The organism is Paenibacillus campi (assembly GCF_034659835.1).
In the GTDB taxonomy this organism is placed as follows: domain Bacteria; phylum Bacillota; class Bacilli; order Paenibacillales; family Paenibacillaceae; genus Saccharibacillus; species Saccharibacillus campi.
This window is the reverse complement of sequence record NZ_JAXSQZ010000003.1, coordinates 182,163-206,901: the sequence shown is the minus strand read 5'-3', so window position 1 is coordinate 206,901 and position 24,739 is coordinate 182,163. Positions and strand designations below refer to the sequence as shown.

The window sequence follows — 24,739 nt, the reverse complement described above, 5'->3', positions numbered from 1 at the left end:
ACTGCTTTACAATAGCAACCGGAAAGGATCGTTCAATTATGAGCTTTTTGCAAGCACTGCGCAGTAACAAAACATTGTTTCGCCTCGCGATTACAGCTGTGCTTTTATACAGCTTTTGGTCTATTTATAATGAACAACCAGGCTGGTCATCGATCAGTTATGCGATTCCGATGCTGTTTTTTGTTTTTTTGCTCTGGCGTATTATTCGTCTACATGCCATTATCGTCGTCATGGTGACGCTCTATTTATTCACGATGGCATTAGTTAACGAATATGCTGATGCTGATTCGACAAAATATACACTGCCTTTTTTGTGGATATGGTTTTCGCTAATGGCAGTACGGTCAGCTCGCAGTGACCGGCTTGCGGTCGCACTGAATTTGCTCACCGGAGCGCTGATGCTGGCGATTAGCTATGAAGGTACATTTCCGTTTTCACTGTTGATCTCGCTCGTGAGCACTTATTTTGGTATACACAGCTTAATTCGTTACATTTCGGTCAATCGCATCAATCGGGATCAATTGAAAGAATTGGAAAAAGTACATAGCGAGCTGCAAAACGCTCATGATGAGCTACAGGAAAACGCGCTGCAAGCGGTTCGTTATGCCGCATTAGCAGAGCGGACACGCATCGCCGGTGAAATTCATGATGGATTGGGTCATCATTTTACGTCCATTATCGTGCAGTTACAGGCACTTAAATGGATGGTACGCCAAAACCCGACACAAGCCGAGCAGACAGTCGAGCAATTGCTTGACGTATCCCGGCAAGGTTTAGCGGAAGTGCGTAGCGTTGTCAAAGACTGGTCTACCAGTGAACACACATCGGACGAACTAAGACTGCTCGCTTCCCAAGTTGCCGAGCGCTCCGGTTTGCAATTGACTTTTCATACCGAAGGCGATTACGGCAATTGGGGCGAAGCGGTAGAAAGTATATTGTATCGCATTTTGCAAGAATCGCTCACGAATATCGTCCGCCATTCAGGTGCGACCGAGGTCAATGTGGACATTCGCGAAGCCGCAGATTGTGCGCTGCTTACAATTGCTGACAATGGCAAATACCGTGAAGCCGAGCCGATCACACAAGGCTTTGGCGTCAAAAATATGATTCGCCGCTGCAAAGAGCTACAAGGCGATTGTCAGTTTCTGCCTACTCCCGGCGGCGGCTTGACCGTGCGAGCAAGTTTACCGCTACACATTAACCAGTTGTCCGTAGCCGGTGAATAATCGCTTAGTCCATTAACGATTAGCACATATCGATGCGATTGTACTGATCCATTTATTATCACTCTTGCATTATCATGTTCGATCTTCATTTTGATTAGGGCGAAGCGGGCTATCATCCTAAGCAAATAGGCATAACATAACGACGATATCATGCCACAATAACGTGAAGGAGCTTACTTATGAACACACCAGCACAACCGATTCGTATCATTCTCGCCGATGATCAAGCACTAATCCGCCAGGGCATCCGTTATATTCTCGATCTACAGCCTGATATGGAAGTGATCGCCGAAGCAGCGAGAGGCGATGAAGCCGTTCGATTGGCAGCGCAACATCAGCCTGATCTGATGCTAATGGATATTCAAATGCCCGGTATGACTGGCATTGAAGCGACACAGACGATTTTGTCTGCACAACCGGGCATACGAATCGTATTGTTAACGACATTTGATGTACAGGAATACGTAATCGAAGGCATCCGTGCCGGTGCTTCCGGTTATTTGCTCAAAGATATCGATATGGGCGAGATGATTCAAGGCATCCGCTCCATCTGCGCAGGCGGAGCCATTTACAATACGACCAATGCCGGCAACGCACTAGTAGAATTAGTCGGTCGCCCACTCTCGGTCTATACCGCTCCATCCGATCATGATCCAGAACATAAAGACGAAAACCATGCCGCTAGCGTTCATTATGATGGATTGTTAGAGCCGCTAACTGAACGCGAGCTTGAAGTGCTGCAAGCGATCGCTTATGGCAAACGTAACTTTGAGATTGCCGATGAGCTGTACGTATCGGAAAGCACAGTGAAAACACATGTACACAATATTATCCAAAAACTAGGCGTCAAAGACCGCACCCAAGCAGCCGTCATCGCGATCCGGCAAGGATTTGTGCAGTAATTAGCATTTTCAAATGATCACACTTATGCACACTCATCATATTTCATTATCAACAAGATCGCGCGTTAAATGAACTGAGCTGTATATACATGATAGGGTAATTTCATCAACACAAACTACATTAAGCTGTCTATAAAATATTTCAAAGACATCCTAGTAGCTTGTCTCAAATACATTTACAGTTTGTCGATCTAACCATTGCTTGATGATGAATAGGTTAAGGTACGTTTAAACACAATTTTCATTTGAGACAGCCTACTAGTACCTTGACCGAGATTAATTTAAGTGTTGAAGCTGGAACAAGCTACTATTTATCAGGATTACAGTGCATGGTCAAAATTAACATTTAACTTGGTCAAGGTACTAGTCAAGCTTCTGTAAACTTGCAAAGTAAACAACCCTAACCTATCATAACTTTTCATATTTATTACATCCGCACCTAACAACAAAACAGCCGGACGAGAGAACATTATATCTTCTCGCCCGGCTGTTTGTTTTTATTCGTTCTATACCGTTATTCCTTCTCGGAATGATGCGTGTCCACCCAACAAAAGTTCGCATTCACGCCTAACAAATCATCCTTTTACCGACCCTGCCGTCAAGCCTGTAACAAAAAAGCGCTGTAAAAAGATAAACAAAACGAGCATCGGCAAAGCCGTAATGACAACGCCAGTCAGCAACATCGTATAGTCGGTCACATACTCACCACGGAATTGTAACAAAGCGAGTGGCAATGTTAGCTTTTCTGTACTGTTTAGCAACATGAGCGGAATCAACAGATCATTCCACACCATCACAAACAGAAACGCGGCGGTTGCCGACAACGAGGGGCCGGATAACGGCAGGACGAGTCGCCAGTATATTTTCCACTCGTCCGCCCCATCCATACTGCCTGCTTCCATCATTTCTTTGCTTAGCATTTCCATAAAACCAGTCAATGTAAACACCGTCAGCGGCAATAGCCCTGCCGCCGTCACAAAGATTAATGCGGTCAGATTATCCGACCAGCCAAGTTCGCGTACAAGCGAATAGAGCGGCAACATAATCACTTGCGACGGAATAATAAGCCCTGCCACAAAATACGCAAACGTAAACTTTCCGAGACGTCCGCCTAATCTAACGATCGAATACGAGATCAGACTGCCGAGGAACAGCACAATCACTACTGTAAACAGCGTCACCCGCGCACTGTTCCAAAAATATTGCAACATCGGCTGCGCCGCAAAAATCGTCATAAAGTTCTGCATGCTCCACGGCTGCGGCCAGCCGAGCGGACTCGCATAAAACGCCTGGCTCGTCTTAAATGAAGAAACGATGACAAAATAAAGCGGTGCCGCAATCAGCAGCCCGTATAAAATCATAATGATGCGTCCGACCGACTTCATGTAGCCTTTTCCCCCCACCTTTGTAATCCCTGCATCGATCCGGCTCTCCTCCTGTCTCGCTTAGCCTGTCGCTCCATCCCGGCGCAAAGCACGGAACTGGAAAAAGGTCAAAATGCCAAGCAGCACGAGGAAGATCATCGAACCAGCAGAAGCCAGACCGAAGGAATAATTCGAGAATGCCAGATGATAGATATAGGTCGTCAAAATTTCAGTCGCATAGTTCGGACCGCCATCGGTCATAACAAAAATCAGATCAAATGCTTTAAATGACTGAATCGTTGTGTACGAAATGACGATTGCTGCCGATGGTGCGAGCAGCGGCCAAGTAATTTTGCGGAACACCTGTAGCTTTGTCGCGCCATCAATACGTGCCGCTTCCACCAGTTCACCCGGAATCGCCTGTAAACCGGCGATAAAAATGATCATCATTTGCCCGGCATGCGCCCAAATTTGCACAAATGCAATCGAATACAGCGCAATTTTGGCATCGCCTGTCCAGCTTTTCGCCAGCTGTTCCAAACCGGCATGTTGTAATCCGCTATTAATTAGACCGATCGACGGATCGTAAATAAACGACCAGATCAGACCGACCGATACGGACGACAATATCGCCGGGAAAAAGTACAATGCACGGAAAAACACACTCGTTTTGGAGTTTTTCGCCAAAATTAGCGCCAATACGAGCGATACGATCGTCTGAATAACAACGACGACGATCATAAATTTAATATTGTTCAAAAATGCTTTACGAAAAATAATGCTATCAAAGCTGTCCTTATAATTGGATATACCGACAAAATCATAAGACGGCGATACACCGTCCCAGTTTGTAAACGAATAAAACAGTCCCGATAAAGCCGGGTATACGAACAAGCCGGTATATAACACAATGCCTGGCAGCATGAACAGCCACAATAGTTTACGATTGATCATAAGCGTTACCGTATCCCTTTACTTCATCTTAGTATAGATCGCGCCGGATATGCAGGCTAATACGTGCCCGGCGCAATCCGTTGTTATGTTGCGGATCATGATCGATTATTTGCCGATCTGTTGATCGATAATCGCCTGTGCATCTTGCGCCGCCTGTTCTGGTGTCGCACCGCCTAATACCGCCTGAATCGAGTTCGTCACCGCTTTCTGGTTTTCCCCGTTCAAAATCGTAAAGCGCGGCTGGAACAATGTTTTTTTGTCTGCCCACTCCTGGACGATTTTCAGTTCCGGGCTATCGTAATTTACATCGTTGACAGTGACGTTTTGCCCGGTTGCATTCGCGTATTGTGAAGCGATCTGTGGCTGGCTCAGAAACGCAAGGAATTTTTTCGCTTGTTCCGGATGTTTGGAACGGCTGTTGACCGCGAGCATAAATGTGCTTGTATGCACACCTTGATATTTCGCTTGATCTGCCGCCACGGTAATCGGTGCTAGCAAACCTTGCTGAAGCTGCGGGTTTTGCTTCGCATTTTGTGTCAATTGATACGAACCGCTAGCGAGCATCGCCGCTTTGCCTTGAATAAATAGCGCACCTGCCGCCGCATCCTTTGTGCCGAGCGAGTTTGGCTGGAAGTAGCCTTTATCGTTCAGCTCTTTGAATTGAGTCAACGTTTTCACCCAAAATTCATCGGTCAGTTTCGCCTGTCCGGCTTCCACTTTAGTGAAAATATCTTCGCTTGGCTCATTGTTCATGACCATCGTGTTCATCAATTGTCCAGGGCCGATATCGCCACCTGCAAATGCGATCGGAATGATACCGTTATCTTTAAGCGTCTGGCACATTTTCAAAAAGCCATCCCAATCGTTTGGCGGCGTCAAATTGTATTTAGCAAAAATCGCCTTGTTGTAAATCGGCTGATTGTACACAAGCTGATATGGAATCGCCAGCTGCTTGCCATCGCGTTTACCCGCTTCGATCAAACTTGGATTGTAATTTTTCAAAAACGATTCATTGCTTAGGTCGGTAAACAGACCTGCTTTGGACAACGCAGCAAATTGCGCACCAGGGAATGAAGCAAATACATCACCAACCGAACCATCGGTCAGCTTTGCTTGTGCAGTCGTTTGATATTGGTCAGAGGTCAATGTTTGCATATCGACCTTAATCGTTGGATTTTGCTTTTCAAATTCAGCAATAATCTGTTGGAACGCCTGCGTATCTTCTCCACGCCAATGCAAAAAGCTAATCGTTACTTTTCCGTCTGCTGCCTGATTCGAACCGCCACAAGCTGCCAGCACTCCAGAAAGAAGAAGTACGACTGCGAGCAACATCGCCCATTTTGTTGTGATTTTTTTCATAATCTATCCTCCATTTTGTCGGTTGCAAAAGCTGCGGAGCCTCGTTCAACAAGTCGGTATCTAAACGTACCGAACGAACAACCATTTTCGCAGGTCTATTCCAATTAATTTAGTAGGAATACCGTGATTAAAATCATAGCAAATTTTAAGAATAGCAAACAATGTCAATATGTATTGTTTTTTATTTGTCAAAATGTATTGTATAATGAAATATATTCATATAGATGAAAGGATGACAACTGCTGTATGGCGACAGATATTACGATCGTTACTGAACAAGATCGCAGTGAACGCTTTCGCATTCACCCGTCCGCATTCGCCCAAGCTGGCGGTTTGGCGGTTACGCAGGCAGGTCGCTATTTGCTTAACCCGGACAATCGGCGCATTTTCTCCGCGAATAGCACCAGCTTCTGGGTTGCTACCCGTCAAGATGGCATGATCATTAAAAACGGTCAAAATTATGTATTAGGCAAAAATAATGTATGGTGCGTCCCCCCTCACGCCACATTGGAATATATTAACAATACAGACGAACCGTTAGAGACGTTTTTTATCGGCTTTCATGGCGCACAGGCTGCTTTATTAATTCAACAAAGCGGCATGCAAGAAGGCTATAGCGAGCTAAGCGATGAATTGTTCGATTGTTTACTGCAATGCTACACTACCATATTAAACACAAAACATGAGCCTGATACATTCAGCTCTGAATTACGCCGGATGGAAATGTTATACAAAATGTTTGCTCTGCTATGCAAGTGTAGCGATAGCCGTACCGATCATGCCGAGCAAAAACGCCACATTGGCTGGATGGAAGAAGCGGTCGACTATATTCATGCCCATTATCACAAAAGTATTACCGTCAATCATGTAGCCGAGCATGTAGGCATTCATCGCACTCATTTTAGTAAACAATTTCACCAATTGTATAAAGTGCCACCCGCCGAATATATTCGCAGTTTAAAAATGGAAAAAGCGCGCCGCATGCTGCTCGACACTAGCGACTCACTCGCTGAAATCGCTTATGCCGTCGGCTATCCGGACGTGTTTTCTTTTTCCAAAGCATTTAAAAAATACAGCAGTTTTACGCCGAAACGCTACCGGCTGCAATTGAGCTAATTAGGTATGGAACGTATAGATAAACCTATGTTATTGAGCTATCACCACTGTAGCTCGCAACATACGAAATTTACTTATCAGCCCCCTTTGTAGTCGAACAGCTTGCAAACAAGCCCTCTTGCCGTCGCTCCCTTGCTAAATGTCCAGCAGGAGAGCGTGCTTAGAGGGCTTGCTTGTTCCTATATTCATAATGAAATAACGCTTGTGCGATTGAGCTTGTCAATCGATTTTAAAATAGACTCGTTTAAACATGTATACTTAGCGCTGAACGTAGCGATCCGCTTTTTTGTAGCATTACGAACCGATTATGCCTTTTATGCCGCTAGCGCTAACTTGCAAACACGCAATCTTAATGTTATAGGCTCGCGCTTGGCGCAGTAACCGCCTGTTCAAACAGCGCTTGTACGTATTCCAGCGCTTCCAGCTCATCTTTACCACGGGTCGTCAATGTCACTTCGGTGCCCGAATGAATAATCGTCAGCATCATGCCGAGCAGACTTTTGACGTCCACTTCGCGCCGGCTTTCATTAGGGCCAAAAGCGATACGAATGTCCGCAGCAAAGCGGGAAGCTTCCGTAGCGATACGCAGCAGATGTGCGCGGTCAAGATTGTTAGGAACTGTAAATTGATGTACTCTCATTTTGGTCATATCCTTTCTCATGGTGGCATAATGGGATGATAATGCTCATGGTGTGAAATCCAATGTTGCCTGTTGAATGATGCAAAAATGATCGTCGTTCCAGATTGTGGCACTACAGCGTACGACTGGCATGTACCAGCGTACGCGGACTGCGCTCATGCTTCCATACTAAACTGCTTTACATTCAACAAGCTTCGCTATAGATATCATTTACTTGGTTTTACGCCAAATGATACCCCTTTCAACCCCTTCATTTCAACCCATTTTCCACGACTTCACATTTAAATTTTAATTTTTTTTACAAATAAGTAGATGTCATATCCTGATATGGGAATGTCATCCTTTATCCGTTCAACATTTCCAACCAATTTAGCATAAACAATTGCAATTTTAAACAGCATAAAGCCTCTGCCCGGTGAAGCAGCAGAGGCTTTTTTGCCGTTAAGCGTAGTGCACATTTCATTTATTGCAAAACCACATCATCATACCAAGTAAGTTCATCTCCATTGCTGTTGCGCAATGTGAGTGTTACCCTTCCTGCTTGTCCACTATGGCTGCCATTATAAATAAAACCGAAATTACGCTGATCACTGCTTGCAAAAAAACCGTCTTTGCCATTCTTTCCGTTTTGTACAGCTTGATCAAATGTTGCCGATTCGCTGTAACCTTGTGATTCCCATTCCATTTTGCTCACACCGTACCCTTTGGGCATTTCGTCCACACGTAAAAACAATTGACCCGGGCCTTGCTGGACGGTGCTAATTTTCAATTCGGTTGTCTTTGGCGTTAGTTCCGGATTAGCATTGTTGCTAGGCTTGGAACTTGTGTTGCCTTCATTTGTGCTGCCTTCAGATGAATCGGTTGAGTTTGAACCTTGTGTTGGTGCCGCAGTGCTACCCGACTCGGTATTGCTGCCTGCCGCTCCTTCATTGCTCGTACTTGCATTCGTACCTGTGCTGCTTTCAGGCGAGCTTGGATCGACCGTTCCCGTTCCGCCCGCTCCGGTAGCACCGGACGATTCATCAGCTGTCGACGGCTGGTGTGCGGACGGAGCAGGCGTTTGAGAATTTCCTGATGAACAGGCGGTGACGAATAGGAGCATACTAGCCAGCCCGACTCCTAGTATCCATCTCGATAAGCGATTCATTGATGTTCCTCCACTTCAGTGTTTGTGATTTTCAAACACAGGGTAGAATGAAAAAGGTTTTTGCGCAGCAAAAGACGATACTGCTTCAGTGTTTATGTTGTTCAAACATAGGGCAGAGGCTTTTGCCAAGCAAAAGACGATACCTCTCAGCAGCGTACGCCTTTGCCTTAGAGATTAGCTAAGCTGCAAACGATGAGCAGCATGCAAAGTAGGGCCGACAAATTCATTCAGACGGAAGCCGTTCGCAATCGCCTGTGTAATGAATTGCTTGGCTTCACTATACGATTCCTTGACAGTTAAGCCTTTGGCAAGTCCTGCCGTGACTGCTGCCGATGTCGTGCAGCCTGCACCATGGGTAAACTCGGTTGCAATCGCATCCACCTCAAACCAGTCAAAACTTTGTCCATCATAAAGCAAATCAAGCGCTTTGCCTTCTTTCACTTTACCGCGCGTTTTGATCAACACATGCTTGGCGCCGCGCTCATAAATACGCACAGCCGCTTCTTTCATCTGTTCTTCGGTACGAATCGGAGCCGTTTTGGCAAGTTGCGAAGCTTCGAACAAATTCGGGGTCACCAGATCAGCTCCGGGAATAAGCAACTCAAGCATCGCTTCGGTATTTTCCGGTTGCAACACTTCATCTGTACCTTTGCACACCATCACTGGATCGATCACAATCCGGTTGAGTGGGAAACGTTTAACATAACTCGCTACCAGTTCGATAATCTCTACCGAACCAAGCATACCTGTTTTCATAGCATCAAAACCGATCCCTTCCAGTACGGTACGCAATTGTGCCTCTACAACGCCCAGTTCTACCGGAAATACTTGATGATTCCACGTTTTTGGTTCCATAGCTACGATCGTTGTGAGCACGGTCATACCGTACACGCCCAGCTCTTGAAAAGTTTTCAGGTCTGCCTGTATACCTGCACCGCCGCTCGTATCCGAGCCAGCTATCGTTAACGTTTTGGGTATAGTCATAGGTAGGATTCTCCTTCGCCTCAATGATAGTCTCATTTTAACATAACATGACATGAGAATATACATTTTTCATGAAAATCCAACTATGTTTCATACATTTGTCACTGTATAGTGTAATAAAATGTAATAAAATACCATTTTTAAAGATCGAACTATTATTCTTGCACCGCTTCCGGTTGACGGAATGGATATTCCACGCCTGTCATTTCTTCGGAAACGCGCCATAATTTCGAAGCGGTAGAATCATTATATTTATGCTCAAACGAATGATCCGGCTGTGGATAGCCTTTGCGACTGCCTTTGCCGTCTGGGCCGATATATTCACCGCCGCGCAGCGAAGGCTCAACCGCTGCATACAATGTCGGCAGTGCGCCTAGCTCAGCGGTTTGACTAAACAGCCCCCATACAAAACTCGCTGCCTTGCCTGCTTGTTGACCGGAGCCGCGCGAGATCAAATTCGTATTCGCCACCCCTGGATGTGCGGCGACACTGATCGTTGATGCGCCTGTTTCTTGCAACCGCTTTTGCAGTTCACGGGCAAACAGCAGATTTGCAAGCTTACTTTGTCCGTAAAATTTCAGCGCACTGTAGCCGATCTGTGCATTCAAATTGTTAAAATAAATATAACCGGTACGCGCGGCAATACTGCTCAGCGTTACGATACGCGAGGACGGTGTATCAAGCAGCACCGGCAACAGCAACCCAGTCAGCGCAAAGTGACCAAGATGATTGCTGCCAAATTGCAGCTCAAAGCCATCTTTGGTACGACCAAGCGGCGGCACCATCACACCGGCATTGTTAATGAGCACATCAAGCGATGTATACCGCTGCAAAAAAGTATCGGCAAACGTACGAATACTTTGCAGATCAGCCAGATCGAGGTGCATCACTTCCACACGCGTCTGCGGATATTCGCGCAGTAGCCCTGCGGCAGCTTGATGCCCTTTTTCCAAATTACGCACCGCCAAAATGACAGTCGCATGATGCGCCACAAGCGCCTTCGCCGTCTCCAATCCGAGACCTCCACTCCCCCCCGTAATGACGATTCGTTTATCGGTCAAATCGGGAATCCTATCTGCTGTCCATTGCTTATACATTCGATCCTCTCCTGTCTATACTCATAATATGAAGCTGGAAATCGAAATTCATTTTTACACGTACAGTGCCAACGATTGTTTTGCTCTCGTTTGACGCGCTGACTGAACGTACTGGAACAACTCGTCAACCTAGCGACCATACGTGTTGCAATAATAATACCCATTATACGTATATGTACACGCAATGACCATTCCAGTGCAACGATCTTATATGCTAATGGCGTTTAGATGGCGCCCCTCTGTCCAGCAAACTATCATATCGATATGAATCGACAAATAACAGCCTTCCAGCGCCAGACGACTATCCGTAGCAAAAACAGCAGCCCTATACGGACTGCTGCTCATAATAGCGGCACATTTCGATAATCATCGCGCCCATGCGCTCATTTTCCGGGGCGATAATGCGGCTGATGCCTGCTTGCTCCAGCGCCTGTGAAGTCACTTTACCGACCGAAACCGCAACGATCGGCCCATGCAGTCGCTCACGCAACAACGCTTCATAACCAAATTCACGCGCACTGGCAAACAGATTGCGCACTTGTACCGCCGTTGTAAAACAGATCGCATCCACGCTCGCATCTGCAATTTCTTGGCGAAGCTGGGCGAGCGTCTGTTGCTCTGGCGGTATATTCAGATATGGCAGCAATGTGTGCACATGCTGCGCCCCTTTGTCAAGCAAAAATTGCACCAGTTCAGGCGCCGGTTCACCATGCAGTTGTACCCAGATGTCCGCACCGCTCAAATCCACCTCATCCAGCTGCTGTTCCAGCCCATGTACAGTGCCGTCCGAATCACGCACATCCGGAGCGAGCTGTTCCGCTTTGAGCGCGTTGTACGTTTTGTAGCCGCGAATCGCAATCCGCGCCTGCCTTACAGCGGCTCGGAAAGCTTCCCCGATCCCAAGACGATCTGCCGCCTCAAACAACGCTGTCGTACCGATCCCGGTTGTAAATACTATCCAGTGCGGCGGCGTCTCGATCAGCCTGTATAGCTCCTGCTGCATTTCTGCTTCTTTGAACAAGGTCATTCCTTGCAACGAACGAACGATTGCGGTTCCTTGCTGCCGTTCAATTAATGTTGTCATCTCGTCCAGCTTGCGTGAGCCAGCGATAACAATCGTTTTGCCTGCCAATGGTTTAGACACTGCTGCTCCCCCTCTGTCTATAACACGCTTACCGTACAAACGCCAGCTCGATCAGAGCGGACGCTCCACGACAAATGGTTCTGTCAATCGTGCATACTCGTTGCCGGCAATACGCGCTACCGGTTTAAGTTCATCGGTATGCACATAATATTTGTCGGTATCCACAATCTTTTCATCAAAATGATAACATACGATTCGTGCTAACAGGAGATCATTGGACACATCACCTGCATCATTTTTAATCGGAATATGCTGCTCCAATTTACATTCAAACCGCACAAGCGCCTCGCGAATACCTGGTACAGCGATACGATCACTTGGCACGGTGCTAAGACTTGTTAGCTCTAGCTCACTTTGATCCGGCGGCAGCGTCGAACCGGTACGGTTCATTTCTTCGGTCAAATGCTCGCTAACGATATGAATGACCAGCTCCCCACCTGTAATCGCATTGCGCGCCGTATCTTTCATCTGCCCTTCACGGCGTGCTACCGATACCGACACGATCGGCGGATCAGAGGCGACGATATTAAAATAACTAAACGGCGCTACATTGATTACGCCGCTCTCTGTCAACGTACTAACCCATGCAATCGGACGCGGCACAACCGAGCCGGTTACGAGCTTATAATTTTGTAAAGTCGAAATAGTTTGTGGATCAATAGTAATCATCCTCATATGCCTCCTGTAATCGATCAATGGATCGTTGTTGTATCATGCTGTCGTAATCATTTCACATGTACGCTTACTGCGTATTAATATGTGTACGCATACGATATGTGGGGAAATACCAACCACTGCTTTCATCATATGAATTTGCGTACACGCCTTAAATTTTATTTAGCATAACAAAAATTCACATTTCGTAAAAGCAACTCTTATCATCATTCTCTGTCATAACAGCGAATCATAGCCAGTTAAGGCTTAAAACCAAAAGCAGCTGATTAAACATAATCAGCTTTAGCGGTATGTAGTTGCTTTAAGGATGAGCGTATAAGACGGTTAATGTTTTATTTTAATTAAATTAAAGCTATATGTGTCATTAAAATCCTCCTCGCAATATGACCGCACTAAATAAAATACCGCGCATCACAGATATTACCATCTGCAAGGCGCGGTATTCATTCAATTCAGCAAACGATACAACAGGTAAGCTCAGCATAATGTCCATCCATAGTATGTTTATAGCGCTCTGCCTTAAATAAAATCAAGTTGAACGGATGTGGGCATATGCATAATGCATAAGCAAGCCAATAGTAGCTAAACCTACCATCCATCGATCTGACACATGCTAGTAGCTACATCTACATCCATATACCGACCAAGATCGACAGTTGTGCTGCATTGTGTACGCTATACTGCGCCAGCCTGTTCTTAATGCCCTGAACTTGGCATACCGGCTTGCTTTCCAACGCGGACGCGTTTAATAAAGAATGAGAACAGCAGACCGACTACCGCCAAAATCATAGCGAAAATAAAGGCGTGTTGGACACCAGTCGTAAAGGCGGCAAGCTGGTTCGTTGTGCTTGCCGGATCAGCGACACCGCTTAAGTAACCGCTCTGTCCGGCGCTCAAAATGCTAACGGCAAGTGCGGTGCCGATTGCACCAGCAACTTGCTGTAATGTGTTCATAATTGCCGTACCATGCGGATAAAAGTGGCTCGGCAACTGGTTGAGACCATTCGTTTGTGCAGGCATCATAATCATCGAAATGCCGACCATCATAAAAATATGCAGCGTAACGATAACCGCAATCGGTGTAGTCGAGTGAATGCCTGTATACAGGAACAATACAGCAGCGACGACAACAAGACCGATCGTAACGAGCCATTTCGGACCAAATTTATCAAACAGTCTGCCCATAACCGGAGACAGGAAGCCGTTAAGCAGACTGCCTGGCAACAGTACGAGACCAGCGGTTAATGCACTGAGCGCCATCCCTTGTTGCAAATACATCGGCAAAATTAGCATCGACGACAAAATGATCATCATACAAATAAATACGAGCAGCAGACCGATCGTAAACATCGGGTAACGGAATGCACGCAGATCGATCATCGGTTGCTCCATCCGCAATTGACGGATGCTGAACAGCAACAACGATACGATACCGATCACAAGGGTAATGATCACGATTGGACTACTCCAACCACTTCCGCTCGCACCATGACCACCTGCACTGCTAAATCCATAAACGATACCGCCAAAGCCAAGCGTTGACAGTACGATCGATAACACATCAATTTTTGGCTTAGTCAGCTTGGAAATGTTCGGCAGGAAACGCCAACCGAACAATAACGAAATGATAAAAAACGGCAGCGAAATCCAGAAAATAAAATGCCACGACAAATTCGCCAAAATCAAACCGGAAATCGCCGGGCCACTCGCCGGTGCAAACATAATGACAAGCCCGATCAGACCCATTGCCGAGCCGCGTTTTTCGATCGGAAAAATAACCAAAATCGTATTAAACATTAACGGCAGCAATAGCGCTGTACCGACCGCTTGCAGCAAACGCGCCATCATTAACACTTCAAATGTAGGCGACAGCGCCGCCACGATCGTACCGGCAATTGAAAACAGTAGCGATGTTGTAAACAGTTGCCGTGTCGTAAACCATTGCAGCAGCAAACCGGACACTGGCACCAAAATACCCATTACGAGCAAGTAGCCGGTCGTCAGCCACTGGATTGTCGTCGGGCCGACTTGCAACAGCCCCATCAACGGCGTAATCGCCACATTCAATGCCGTTTCACCGAACAAGCCGATAAAACCGCTCAGCAGCATCGCAAATAAAATCGGTACTGCCTTATACTGCTTTGTTTGTTGCTGGTTCTCGCTGGAACCTTGATTCATGGACGCATCCACGTTCCCATCCTCCTTGATTGTGTTTCTCTATGTGTAGTGTGTATCGTTTATGTGCCGCACAAAGCAAGCACAGTTTAACCGTGCCGACGAATCGTTTTCATCACTGTGGACAAATATTGTGCAGCCGTCAGCAGCGGTTTGTTATTTTGATTGGTCAGGCTAATAATCAGCGCACCTTCCATCATCGATAGCGTCAAAATCGCCGCGTTTTGTGCCGCTTCTGCATCCGCCCCTTCCTGCAATAACTGGTTCGCGATAATATGCTGCCAGCCGGCAAACACTTGTTGACAGGCAACACGCAAACGATCGCTAATACAAGACGCTTCCACCGAAGCCCAAAAACTGAACGGAATAAAGCCGGTATAACCTGCTGCCTCGGTCTCCACCGCCAACTGATATACAAAATCATGAATTGCATCGCCTGTGCTCTCATGCTTAGTAAATGTTTCCCGAAATTTGTCCATCACATGCAGATTGGCTTTTTCGATACAGACGAGTGCAAGCTCCTCTTTACCTTGCGGAAAATAATGATATAACGAACCTTTGGGCGTCTCACTTTCCTTAATAATCTGACTTAGCCCTGTTGCATGATATCCTTGCGAAAAAAAAAGACGTGCCGCTGTGTTGATAATTTGTTCCTTGGCATTGGACTTTTCGCCCAATGAAATCACTCCTTTAACGCATACTTAATCGGTATCGCTTCATCCAGATAGCGGTTTGTGGATAAATTAAAGCGCTATGTTCATTGAACAAACCGGTCTGTCGTTGATCAATATGGAATACGATCAGTATGAGCGATTCTACATCCCCGCACACGATTATAACGATCGGTCTATATAATTAAAACGCAAATCGAGCAAAAAGTCAATTCATCTACAATTTAAACTATTGTATAAACAAAATTAAACCATTACTTCGTCTATTATTTTAATATCACATAATTAGCGCTGTATGAAATCAAAGATCGATTTGCATGTATGCCAACGGGCAGCTTATCTATTGCCTGTCACATACTGCTGCAACTCACGATAAATATCGACAATATCATCAAGCGGCATCCGCACTAGCCCACTGGATGATGGTGCCACAAATTCCACTATCCCTTCTGTTACCGATTCGGACTGTATGCCCCACGGTGCCTGACTGCGCTGACTATACTTCGTATACACCCCTTTACCGACAAAACAGGCGATACGCGGGCGATACAATGCCAACTTTGCGCGCAATTCTACTCGTCCTGTCGCATATTCCTCCGGCAAAATATCATCGATTCCACGCGTAGGACGCGACACAATATTCGTAAAACCATACCCAAGTTCCAGCAAATCACCATCTTCCTCCGGGTGATATAAACGCGGCGTCAATCCGGAACGATACAAAATAGACCAGAAGCGATTACGCGGATTCGCATAATGGTGTCCCACTTCACCAGAACGAAGACTTGGATTAAAACCGACAAATAAAATGTCCAGTTCGTGCTTAATATGATCAGGTATAGTAGGCAAATGATTTGCTCCTTTCATAAGTAACATGTAATTCTTTCAATATCGTCACCATTTTTTTATGTATTTCGACAAAAACACTCTACAAAAACTGTGACTATAGACCGATATATTTTATCAATTAAGTAAGTTTCATTTTTCAGTTATCGTCACCTGACATTTTACAGATGGATACCAACCTTTACATTTGACACTAAACGAGAATATTAGCAAAGGAATGATTAGCATGATTACATTAAACGAAAAGCAAATTTATGCTGTCCTTCATAAACAATTAAACCGTAACTTCCCCGTGCAGACGATGGAATTGCAATATCATATTGAAGCAGATAGCCGTCTTGTAAACCATGAAGGCGAAGTCGAGCTGACGAACAAACATTATTGGGTAAAAGTAATGGACTGCGTATATCCGACCCATTCGCGTCCGATTTTGATGAGCGAAGTGATTTATTTTTTAAGACAGGAATATATGGACAGCACGATCCGCGTGTTTATGAAACAGGAAACAGATGGCAGCATATTAGCAACCGCCGAAATCTCTTTTCAGGATCATGTTACACTGGAAGCCGAACAACTGAAAGCATTAATTGATCTTGCGCTTGTGATCAAAGACAGAGAATGGTTTGATGAACTGACGCAAATGTATTTAACGATGACACGTCCACTGCCAAGTTCACTGTAAATTACCGTATTGAGCATACATGCCGCCAAGGGCTGTCTTATCGTGATCAAGCGACAAAAGACAGCCCTTTTGTTATGATTCCGGCTGAATTCCCATGCTTTTATACGAAATTGTTGCTATGATATAAAAGATGGTTGAATACATCGTATACAACCTGTCGCCTAAGGGCATCACATACATACAATAGTAAAGGAGGACATCCATTATGGACCCTAACCAACCCCCACACTACTCGCAACCGCCGTATGGCACGCCATCGCCTTACGGACAGCATAATCCTTATGATCCGTATCGCCCTAACAGCGGCAAAGCGATCGCTGCGCTTGTACTCGGTATTTGCTCGATCGCCTCACTGTTTTTCCTGCCTGGTGTAGGCGCGATTATCGGTATTTTGGCGATCATTTTTGCGATCCTTGCGTTTAAGGAATTGCAACGCTCCCATCTGAATGGTAAAAACATGGCAGTTGGCGGATTGGTATGCGGTATTATCGGCTTATTGCTGCACATCCTGTTCGTTATATTTATCGTCGTTATTATCGGTGTCTCGTTACAAGATTATTCGAACAATGGATCAGACAATTGGGAACCGACCTTCCAGCAAAATGACAACTCCAATTTTTATTAAGCAGTAAGCTTAGCTTGAACGAGCCACTATCTATCTTATGGAGTGGCAAAGCTTGAATGAGTCGTACAAGTATCGTCTGCGATAAGCAGCCTATAACGATTTCGTACATCGAAACAAGGGTACGCCTCCTCGAGGGCGTGTACGCAACCCCAGTAGGCTGACCAGCGTACAGGTGCTGTCTGATCGACTCCAACGGCTGATCATAGCTGCATAACGCCGTAACTTCTTTAGGCTATACGACATTACACTCCATATTTAGCACGGTCAAGCTACTAATACTCTGACCGAGATTAATTTGAGTATTAAAGCTGGAACAAGCTATTATTTATCAGCATTCCAGCGCATGCTCAAAATTAACATTTAACTCGGTCAAGCTACTAGTGACTTGTCTCAGGAAGATGTAAGGTTACGTCCATCTGAACCCTGCTTGAACCGTGCAGGATTCAGACGAACGCAATCCCTGGATAAATTTGAGACAAGCTACTAGGTCAAGCAATACTTATCGCATTATACACAAAAAGAGGGCAGCATAGTAGGTTATGCTGTCCTCTTTTTGTCATTTGGCAATTATACTTGTGGTACATATAAACGGATACGGATGTTGGATGGATCGGTGATCCATAGTTCCTGCCCATCGTATTGCAGCGGCAAACCTGCAACTTGAACACGCTCAGCTACCGCCTGCACGGCGGCTTGATCTGGCATTTGCAGCGTATAATAAGCGATACCTGTCGAATTCGCAGGCGCTTTGGGCGCACCTGCACCAGCCCATATGTTCAGCCCCATATGATGATGATACCCGCCAGCCGAAATAAACAACACCGAGCGATTATCGGTCAACATAATTTCAAAACCTAATGTATCCACATAAAATTTGCGCGCTTCATCAAGACTAGATACGTGGAAATGCACATGACCGATCTTGGTGCCCGCTGGCAATCCATACCACGGTTGTCCTTCTGCCAACTCTAACAAGCTGTCCACATCAACAGGCTCTGTGCCCATAATATAGTGCCCGTGCTCATCTTTTTGCCAGACGGAACGGGGACGGTCGGCATAAATCTCAATCCCGTTATTGTCTGGATCATACAAATATAACGCTTCACTAACGAGATGATCGCCTTGTCCAACTTGTTGACGATGCTGCACCAAATTGCGCAGCGCAAGCCCCAGACTGGTGCGATCAGGCAGCAAAATCGCAAAATGATACAACCCAGCCACCGATTGGCGGCGCGGAATAGTCGCATTGGCAATTTCCTCAATAATCAATAGCGTCGTCTCTCCATCAGCACTCAGCTCTGCGGTCGTTGTCGTTTGCCGCAACACCTGCAAGCCGATCACTTCCGTATAATAAACAAGCGAGCGCTCCAATTGGCTGACTTTAATGCTAACGAGACCAATTTCCAGCGCCGGATCGATTATAGAAGTATTCATGATCATGTCCCTTTCTAAAGGAGGTTATTTTTAATTAGTTACTTTTGATAATTATATTAACATTTTGTAAGTAACTATGCAAGTAGCGAAATTGCATGTTTGATTGCTCTATGTAAATGAATAGGTATCAGGTCGATTGTCTCCATCAGATTCGTAATAGCTTTATCTCATGCTAAGCTTGTTTGTAGCCTAACACGTCAACCAAGTTAAAGTTCAGCTTTGATTGTGTACTGAAATCGTTATGAATAAAAGCTTGAACGAGATACAGAAATTAAATTAATCTCGTGATCGCACTAGGGCGTGTCTTCAAACTGCTTTACAGATCGTTCGATACGGGTAATTTGCGTCAGACTAAGCTGTCTGTACAAGAGCTTATTTCTGACCTTTGTGAACGATAAAGTGAGTCGTAGCATCGTTTGAAGACACCACCTAGGGCGTGTATGCAAACTCGTATGCTGCGAGAAGTACTTCACTGCGGGAAGGAATACAGGATAAGGACGACTTCAGTGTTTGCGGTTTCCAAACACGGAGGGCACTAAAAAAAGGTTTTTGCGCAGCAAAATACCTTATTACTTTGAACACGGGAATCTATCGTCTCTCCCTATTCGTGGATTCCCGTATGAGACGGGAGTCCGTTCCCTTATTCCGTACCGCAGTGGGGTTGCTCCAACATACCAGGTTTACGTACACGCCCTAGTTTCTCATTCAGCATTATGACCTAACTATGTTGAATTGCCTCGGTTTCGGTCGTATAGATTACAAACGTTATGTGGGATATGCAAAAAGCCCTTCACTCTGCCGCAGCAAAATGAAAGGCTTTTTGATGAATACGTGCAGCGCTGTACAACGCGCAAGTTATACATATACAAACAATACGTGTACAGAGCTTAGTTCACTCTGTCGTTTTCTTTTACGCCTGGATCATGACCCCAAACCGGGCCGCCTTGATAATAGACAACGATTTTGGCATTATCCGCCATCGCTGTATTGGAGCTGTAGGAATAGTCAGAACTTACATTACCGCTCATTCTCTGGATCGTAAAGCTCATATCCCCACTTTCGCCGCCAGCCGGAATTACGCCAGCTTCCGCATTAAATAGCAATTCTACATAGCTGTCTGCACCTGCTTGTGGCTGCGGCATGTTTACAACATACGCTTCCACATTTCTCGTGTTGAACGGGAACTTATTGAATGTGATGTTACGCGCATTCAGTCCTGTACCCCCAGTAAAATAATAACGTACACGGATATCGCTTAAGTTTACATCTTGTGTACCCGTATTGAGAATGTTGATTGTCGGATTGATCGTGCTGGAACCGGAATTGCTAATTTGCGATTGCAATACGAGCGACTGATTGACAGTGCCGGCTTGTTCGGCTGGCGCTCCGATCACCGGCGCGGACATTTGCGTTTTTTGACCGTTTGGCAATACCGCATCAACTACATAACCATACATTTTGCCATTGCTAACTGATGTATCTGCAAATACTGCATCCGTAATACCAGTAGTCAGCATCGCGTACGTATTGCTTTGCACGCTATCATAGGTGTTGTTTACAACATTATATCGACGTACTTCATAGCTCGATGCACCTTGTACCGGTGTCCAAGTGACGACGACTTGATTAGAGCCGGAACGTGCGGTCACATTGCTCGGCGCAGCCGGTGCGGATGTATTGTCCCACTTAATATCGTTCATCACCTGAGTCGTTTCGATCGCTGCGTTTGCACTTGGTGCAGCGAGCAAGCTGCTGCCTGCCGCCAAAATGGAAACCGCCAACACCGCTGAAGCTTTTTTGGACCAATGTACCATATTCATCATCAACCTCCATCTAATTTGTGGTGAAACACCACGCTCGCATTGATGCCATTCATGCTGTTAAGTATTTTGGCTTAAAACTTCTATGTGTATATGTGTATTCTCCCTCCTTTGCCTAATTTATTACGAGTTGAACGTATTTACAATATGCATAACATGTAAATACGTTCATTTGTGAGCCTTTGTGAAGCATTATTAAACAGTACTATTGCAAATAAAACACTCACCAAGTCTGAATTATAACATTTTTGTCATCAATTGCAGATAGCCTTGAAGTTGCAATCGTGGCGATGATAACAATTCCATTTGTCCTATACGATCTGAAATTTGGATACGCAAACATCCATTTTTCATGCGTCGGCTTTACATTTGATGTACGTTAAATATTTATGACATTAATGTAGCCAATAGAGCAGCATCGTCCCGTATGATAGAGCATGTACAATTATGCCCACAATAGCCGTGTTTTTATAGATGCGCATTTAAAATGCACAGGCGGATAGTATACAATAGATAAAAGTATGATCGTATCCGCCCTACTACTAAGCGGTTGCGGCATGCTCGGCAATTCTGCTTCTACCGCGCAAAGCCAACTGGCACCTAAATGAAGCTTGGATCGTTTGCCTGCTATGATGTTCTGTTCGTTGCCTTGACGATCTAGTCCATATAAAGTTTATAGGGACGTTTTTCAGTCATTGCATCATCATTAGGCAATGAATTACCGATGTAATATCAAGGATGGGTCATAGCATACGTACAGCGATGCCATCATATGCCTGATCGCTGCAACATAAAGCAGCTTTGCATCGTACTATACGAGTAACCTAACCACATAAGCACGTTGAAGATCGGTTTCATAGTGATGCTTGATCCGCAATTTGCATGCTGTATTATACTTAATTTAAGCTTGAAGCCACGAAATGAATTGCTAATTATATCGACAAAGGTGGAATTCATACACTTATGAGAGAATCGCTGCGCAAGCTAAAAATACTGCAATTGCTTACCGCCCTGTTTAGGGCAAGAATTATTAAAATATTGATCCCGCTTGTGATTCTGGTCATTATTTTCATTCAAGGCCGTAAGGAAATTCAGCATATTAATTTGGCGAGAGTGCTATTTGAGCTACGGCGTATGCCGATATCCGCAATTGTGGAAATTTCGGTCGTCGCTTTTATCGCCGTTGCTGCCATGAGCGCCTACGACTATTTGTTACGGCGACAATTCAAGCTCGATGTCGATTGGAAAGCGACATTTCGTTATGCATGGATTGCCAATACGTTCAATAATATGATCGGGTTTGCCGGTTTGACCGGGGTCGGACTACGAACGATTTTGTACAAAAAAAGCGGCGTTCCGATCAAAACGATGGGGTCTGCCGTGCTGTTCCTGTCACCGATCATTTTGGTCGGTCTCTCTTTTCTCGGCTGGCTTGTCATTATCGGCGTCTTTCCGGCAGAACTGTTATTTAATGCACATCCGTGGCTACGTTGGGCGGTATGGGGCATATCATTGTACCTTCCGTTCTTTTTGCTAATGCAGCGCTCAACGCTATTTGCCAAATGGTTCCATAAAGGCGATGGCAAACTACCGTGGAAAGTTGTCATCGCTTCGGTGATCGCTTCATTTCTGGAGTGGGCATGTGCAGCCGTCTTGTTCTGGCTCATTATTTATCATGATTTAGAGCATCTGCCATTTGCTTCGGTGATCGGTGTATATATCGTTGCCGCGATTGCCGGGATTATTAGTATGGCTCCGGGCGGAATTGGTGCATTTGACCTGACCGCACTGCTCGGTTTGCAAACGCTCGGTATCGACGCTACACCAGCCATTACGGCACTACTGTTATTCCGTATTTTTTATTTCCTTATTCCGTGGTTAATCGGTTTGGTGCTGTCTGCTTTTGAAATTAGTCCAAGCCGCGATCAAATGAAAGATATGATTACAAACAGTGTCGATTCATCGCGTAACGCGTGGATCAAATTTTGGGGCTGGCCGTCACAATTTGGCTTGCTCGGTGATTTGGGTGCCTGGGCACTTGGCAAGCTCGTGCTGGCGAGTGGGATTATCTTGCTGCTGTCAGCGGCAACGCCCGGTCTAATTAGCCGCCTACGCTTTATGGAAAATATACTGTCCTTGCCATTGATGCGCTTTTCCGAACAATTATCGGTTGTAATCGGCATTATGCTGATCGTCGTTTCACGCGGCATTTCACTGCGTATCCGACGTGCCTTTGTATGGACAGCTGGTCTGCTTATCGCCGGCGCTGTGTTTACCTTTGCTAAAGGTTTTGATTACGAAGAAGCGATCATTTTGCTCGTAGTTGCGATTATTTTGTGGGTATCGCGCGCACGCTTTAATCGCGAAAGCGCCAGTCTGTCACCGCGTAGTGTCGGTATTTGGGTTGTGCTTGCGTTTATCTCATCATTGTCTTATTATCTCGTTGGCGCGCAAATTCATCCAAAGCTGCTACGACATCTCCCGGCACGAGCACAACAATGGTTCCTCGATCCGCACGAATATGCGGTCACAGCAGTTATCGCTTTCATTAGCGCACTTGTGCTGCTTGCGGCTATTTTTGCATTGCGTCCGAATCGTCATATTGAGCATACGCCGGATAATGCCGAACTGGATAAGCTACGTGAATTTTTAAAACATGAGCACGGCAATTTACTGTCCCATTTATTGTATTTGGGCGATAAAAGTTTTTATTGGGCACAGGCAGACCGCGTACTTATTCCTTACGCACGCGTCCGCGATAAGTTAGTCGTGCTCGGTGATCCGATCGGAGATAAAACGCTGGTCGGTGAGGCAATTCAGGAATTTCAGCGCTATGCCGATCATTATGCGTTAACAGCAGTTTTTTACCAAGCGTCACCGGAATATTTGTCCATTTATCATGAGAATGGTTATAACTTTTTCAAGCTTGGTGAAGAAGCGCTTGTACCGCTGGATAAGTTCACACTGTCCGGCAAAAGCAATCAAGGTTTGCGCACAGCCAAAAACAAATCCGAGCGCGAAGGACAGCATTTTGAAGTGTTACAGCCGCCTTTCTCTGCCGAACTGCTAGCTGAGCTGCGTACGATTTCCAATGAATGGCTAGGCGATCGCAAAGAAAAAGCGTATTCGCTCGGCTGGTTCAAAGAATCGTATTTGCAACAAGGACCGATCGCATTATTACGCGAAGCGGAGGGTCGTATATTGGCGTTCGCCACCCTTGCTCCTGCTTACGATAACCATCAAGTGATCTCGATTGACCTGATGCGCCATCTAAACGAAACGCCAAATGGCACGATGGATGTACTGTTTGTGCGCTTGATCGAATGGGCAAAAGAAAGTGGATATGCTTATTTCAACCTCGGCATGTCACCATTATCAAGTGTCGGTGAAAATGCCAATGCTCACCGTGAGGAAAAGCTGGCACGACTCGTATTCCAATACGGCGGACACTGGTACGGGTTTGAAGGTTTACGACGTTACAAAGAAAAGTTTTCGCCGGAATGGGAAGCACGTTATCTCGCCTATCCTGCCGGCATGCCGTTGCCGATTTTGACGATCGATTTGGTGCGTCTCGTATCGCGTCGCCCGATATCCGTCGAATCGACGAATTAACAGTATGAGCAATGAGTACGTTGCTCCTGTTAATTGTAATTGTTAACTTTGATGTACTAACCATTAATCGATAGCCCTTCACTTTGATCGTGAAGGGCTATCGTTATGCTATCGTCATTTTATATGTATGTTAGTTCATCTGAGTCCGCTTGTTGCAAATAGGCATATTTCTATCTTTATATGTGCCGTATTCGGTTATTGACTTGTCCCGCATTGATCGACTTTGCGGTCTGATTGAAGTAGGAGATTTTTGGGGATAGAGCGTA

The 24,739-nt window shown here is 45.5% G+C and carries 20 protein-coding genes; 6 read left to right on the top strand and 14 right to left on the bottom strand.

Features of this window, described 5'->3' with window-relative positions:
* Positions 1 to 38: 38 nt before the first annotated feature.
* Complete coding sequence (locus U1I11_RS09710) at positions 39 to 1,226, top strand: sensor histidine kinase (RefSeq protein WP_322905897.1); 1,188 nt, start codon at positions 39 to 41, stop codon at positions 1,224 to 1,226.
* Positions 1,227 to 1,405: 179 nt separating this feature from the next.
* The gene (locus tag U1I11_RS09705) at positions 1,406 to 2,128 is read left to right on the top strand and encodes a response regulator transcription factor (RefSeq protein ID WP_322905896.1); all 723 of its coding nucleotides are present in this window, start codon (positions 1,406 to 1,408) and stop codon (positions 2,126 to 2,128) included.
* Positions 2,129 to 2,703: 575 nt separating this feature from the next.
* Here U1I11_RS09705 and U1I11_RS09700 read toward each other — a convergent pair.
* The 3 genes from U1I11_RS09700 to U1I11_RS09690 form a co-directional block, all read right to left on the bottom strand.
* Positions 2,704 to 3,513 (bottom strand): carbohydrate ABC transporter permease, encoded by an 810-nt coding sequence (locus U1I11_RS09700; protein ID WP_322905895.1) that lies wholly within the window; start codon positions 3,511 to 3,513, stop codon positions 2,704 to 2,706.
* A gap of 60 nt (positions 3,514 to 3,573) precedes the next feature.
* Positions 3,574 to 4,446, bottom strand: coding sequence for a carbohydrate ABC transporter permease (locus U1I11_RS09695; protein WP_322905894.1), 873 nt, complete (start codon positions 4,444 to 4,446; stop codon positions 3,574 to 3,576).
* A gap of 105 nt (positions 4,447 to 4,551) precedes the next feature.
* Positions 4,552 to 5,805: an ABC transporter substrate-binding protein gene (locus U1I11_RS09690; RefSeq protein WP_322905893.1), complete on the bottom strand. Its 1,254-nt coding sequence runs from the start codon at positions 5,803 to 5,805 to the stop codon at positions 4,552 to 4,554.
* 246 nt (positions 5,806 to 6,051) lie between these two features.
* Here U1I11_RS09690 and U1I11_RS09685 point away from each other — a divergent pair, with 246 nt between their 5' ends.
* A complete protein-coding gene (locus tag U1I11_RS09685; protein ID WP_322905892.1) occupies positions 6,052 to 6,921 on the top strand; it encodes a helix-turn-helix transcriptional regulator in 870 nt (289 codons plus the stop codon).
* Between the two features lie 355 nt (positions 6,922 to 7,276).
* Here the strand turns inward: U1I11_RS09685 and U1I11_RS09680 are convergent, their stop codons facing one another.
* From U1I11_RS09680 to U1I11_RS09640, 9 genes are all read right to left on the bottom strand, one after another.
* Complete coding sequence (locus U1I11_RS09680) at positions 7,277 to 7,561, bottom strand: HPr family phosphocarrier protein (RefSeq protein WP_322905891.1); 285 nt, start codon at positions 7,559 to 7,561, stop codon at positions 7,277 to 7,279.
* 463 nt (positions 7,562 to 8,024) lie between these two features.
* Positions 8,025 to 8,708 (bottom strand): hypothetical protein, encoded by a 684-nt coding sequence (locus U1I11_RS09675; protein ID WP_322905890.1) that lies wholly within the window; start codon positions 8,706 to 8,708, stop codon positions 8,025 to 8,027.
* A gap of 174 nt (positions 8,709 to 8,882) precedes the next feature.
* A complete protein-coding gene (gene pdxK / locus U1I11_RS09670) occupies positions 8,883 to 9,692 on the bottom strand; it encodes a pyridoxine/pyridoxal/pyridoxamine kinase (RefSeq protein WP_322905889.1) in 810 nt (269 codons plus the stop codon).
* A 155-nt stretch (positions 9,693 to 9,847) separates the two neighbouring features.
* Entirely contained in the window at positions 9,848 to 10,789 is a 942-nt protein-coding gene (locus tag U1I11_RS09665) for an oxidoreductase (RefSeq protein ID WP_322905888.1), read from the bottom strand.
* Positions 10,790 to 11,114: 325 nt separating this feature from the next.
* On the bottom strand, positions 11,115 to 11,933 hold the full coding sequence (locus U1I11_RS09660) for a uroporphyrinogen-III synthase (RefSeq protein ID WP_322905887.1): 819 nt from the start codon (positions 11,931 to 11,933) through the stop codon (positions 11,115 to 11,117).
* Between the two features lie 51 nt (positions 11,934 to 11,984).
* On the bottom strand, positions 11,985 to 12,602 hold the full coding sequence (locus U1I11_RS09655) for a flavin reductase family protein (protein ID WP_322905886.1): 618 nt from the start codon (positions 12,600 to 12,602) through the stop codon (positions 11,985 to 11,987).
* 702 nt (positions 12,603 to 13,304) lie between these two features.
* A complete protein-coding gene (locus U1I11_RS09650) occupies positions 13,305 to 14,786 on the bottom strand; it encodes an MDR family MFS transporter (RefSeq protein WP_322906189.1) in 1,482 nt (493 codons plus the stop codon).
* Between the two features lie 86 nt (positions 14,787 to 14,872).
* Entirely contained in the window at positions 14,873 to 15,460 is a 588-nt protein-coding gene (locus tag U1I11_RS09645) for a TetR/AcrR family transcriptional regulator (protein WP_322905885.1), read from the bottom strand.
* A gap of 330 nt (positions 15,461 to 15,790) precedes the next feature.
* Positions 15,791 to 16,303 (bottom strand): mismatch-specific DNA-glycosylase, encoded by a 513-nt coding sequence (locus tag U1I11_RS09640; RefSeq protein ID WP_322905884.1) that lies wholly within the window; start codon positions 16,301 to 16,303, stop codon positions 15,791 to 15,793.
* Between the two features lie 223 nt (positions 16,304 to 16,526).
* Between U1I11_RS09640 and U1I11_RS09635 the strand changes: the two genes are divergently transcribed.
* Positions 16,527 to 16,982 carry an IDEAL domain-containing protein gene (locus tag U1I11_RS09635; protein WP_322905883.1) on the top strand — a complete coding sequence of 152 codons (456 nt, stop codon included), beginning with the start codon at positions 16,527 to 16,529 and terminating at the stop codon, positions 16,980 to 16,982.
* Between the two features lie 205 nt (positions 16,983 to 17,187).
* Positions 17,188 to 17,607 carry a DUF4190 domain-containing protein gene (locus U1I11_RS09630; protein WP_322905882.1) on the top strand — a complete coding sequence of 140 codons (420 nt, stop codon included), beginning with the start codon at positions 17,188 to 17,190 and terminating at the stop codon, positions 17,605 to 17,607.
* A 567-nt stretch (positions 17,608 to 18,174) separates the two neighbouring features.
* Here the strand turns inward: U1I11_RS09630 and U1I11_RS09625 are convergent.
* Both U1I11_RS09625 and U1I11_RS09620 read right to left on the bottom strand, forming a co-directional pair.
* A complete protein-coding gene (locus tag U1I11_RS09625; RefSeq protein WP_322905881.1) occupies positions 18,175 to 19,041 on the bottom strand; it encodes a VOC family protein in 867 nt (288 codons plus the stop codon).
* Between the two features lie 887 nt (positions 19,042 to 19,928).
* A complete protein-coding gene (locus U1I11_RS09620; protein ID WP_322905880.1) occupies positions 19,929 to 20,864 on the bottom strand; it encodes a cellulose binding domain-containing protein in 936 nt (311 codons plus the stop codon).
* A gap of 960 nt (positions 20,865 to 21,824) precedes the next feature.
* On the opposite strand from U1I11_RS09620, the gene mprF reads away from it, so the two are divergent.
* Positions 21,825 to 24,473 carry a bifunctional lysylphosphatidylglycerol flippase/synthetase MprF gene (gene mprF / locus U1I11_RS09615; RefSeq protein WP_322905879.1) on the top strand — a complete coding sequence of 883 codons (2,649 nt, stop codon included), beginning with the start codon at positions 21,825 to 21,827 and terminating at the stop codon, positions 24,471 to 24,473.
* Positions 24,474 to 24,739: the final 266 nt, after the last annotated feature.

Excerpts from the sequence above, each read along its gene's own strand:
- U1I11_RS09665 (WP_322905888.1), bottom strand. The coding sequence starts at position 10,789 with ATGTATAAGCAATGGACAGCAGATAGGATTCCCGATTTGACCGATAAA.
- U1I11_RS09710 (WP_322905897.1), top strand. The coding sequence starts at position 39 with ATGAGCTTTTTGCAAGCACTGCGCAGTAACAAAACATTGTTTCGCCTC.
- mprF (WP_322905879.1), top strand. The coding sequence starts at position 21,825 with ATGAGAGAATCGCTGCGCAAGCTAAAAATACTGCAATTGCTTACCGCC.
- U1I11_RS09635 (WP_322905883.1), top strand. The coding sequence starts at position 16,527 with ATGATTACATTAAACGAAAAGCAAATTTATGCTGTCCTTCATAAACAA.
- U1I11_RS09705 (WP_322905896.1), top strand. The coding sequence starts at position 1,406 with ATGAACACACCAGCACAACCGATTCGTATCATTCTCGCCGATGATCAA.
- U1I11_RS09630 (WP_322905882.1), top strand. The coding sequence starts at position 17,188 with ATGGACCCTAACCAACCCCCACACTACTCGCAACCGCCGTATGGCACG.
- U1I11_RS09620 (WP_322905880.1), bottom strand. The coding sequence starts at position 20,864 with ATGATGAATATGGTACATTGGTCCAAAAAAGCTTCAGCGGTGTTGGCG.
- U1I11_RS09680 (WP_322905891.1), bottom strand. The coding sequence starts at position 7,561 with ATGAGAGTACATCAATTTACAGTTCCTAACAATCTTGACCGCGCACAT.
- U1I11_RS09690 (WP_322905893.1), bottom strand. The coding sequence starts at position 5,805 with ATGAAAAAAATCACAACAAAATGGGCGATGTTGCTCGCAGTCGTACTT.
- U1I11_RS09675 (WP_322905890.1), bottom strand. The coding sequence starts at position 8,708 with ATGAATCGCTTATCGAGATGGATACTAGGAGTCGGGCTGGCTAGTATG.
- U1I11_RS09625 (WP_322905881.1), bottom strand. The coding sequence starts at position 19,041 with ATGAATACTTCTATAATCGATCCGGCGCTGGAAATTGGTCTCGTTAGC.
- U1I11_RS09655 (WP_322905886.1), bottom strand. The coding sequence starts at position 12,602 with ATGATTACTATTGATCCACAAACTATTTCGACTTTACAAAATTATAAG.
- U1I11_RS09685 (WP_322905892.1), top strand. The coding sequence starts at position 6,052 with ATGGCGACAGATATTACGATCGTTACTGAACAAGATCGCAGTGAACGC.
- pdxK (WP_322905889.1), bottom strand. The coding sequence starts at position 9,692 with ATGACTATACCCAAAACGTTAACGATAGCTGGCTCGGATACGAGCGGC.
- U1I11_RS09700 (WP_322905895.1), bottom strand. The coding sequence starts at position 3,513 with ATGAAGTCGGTCGGACGCATCATTATGATTTTATACGGGCTGCTGATT.
- U1I11_RS09650 (WP_322906189.1), bottom strand. The coding sequence starts at position 14,786 with ATGAATCAAGGTTCCAGCGAGAACCAGCAACAAACAAAGCAGTATAAG.
- U1I11_RS09695 (WP_322905894.1), bottom strand. The coding sequence starts at position 4,446 with ATGATCAATCGTAAACTATTGTGGCTGTTCATGCTGCCAGGCATTGTG.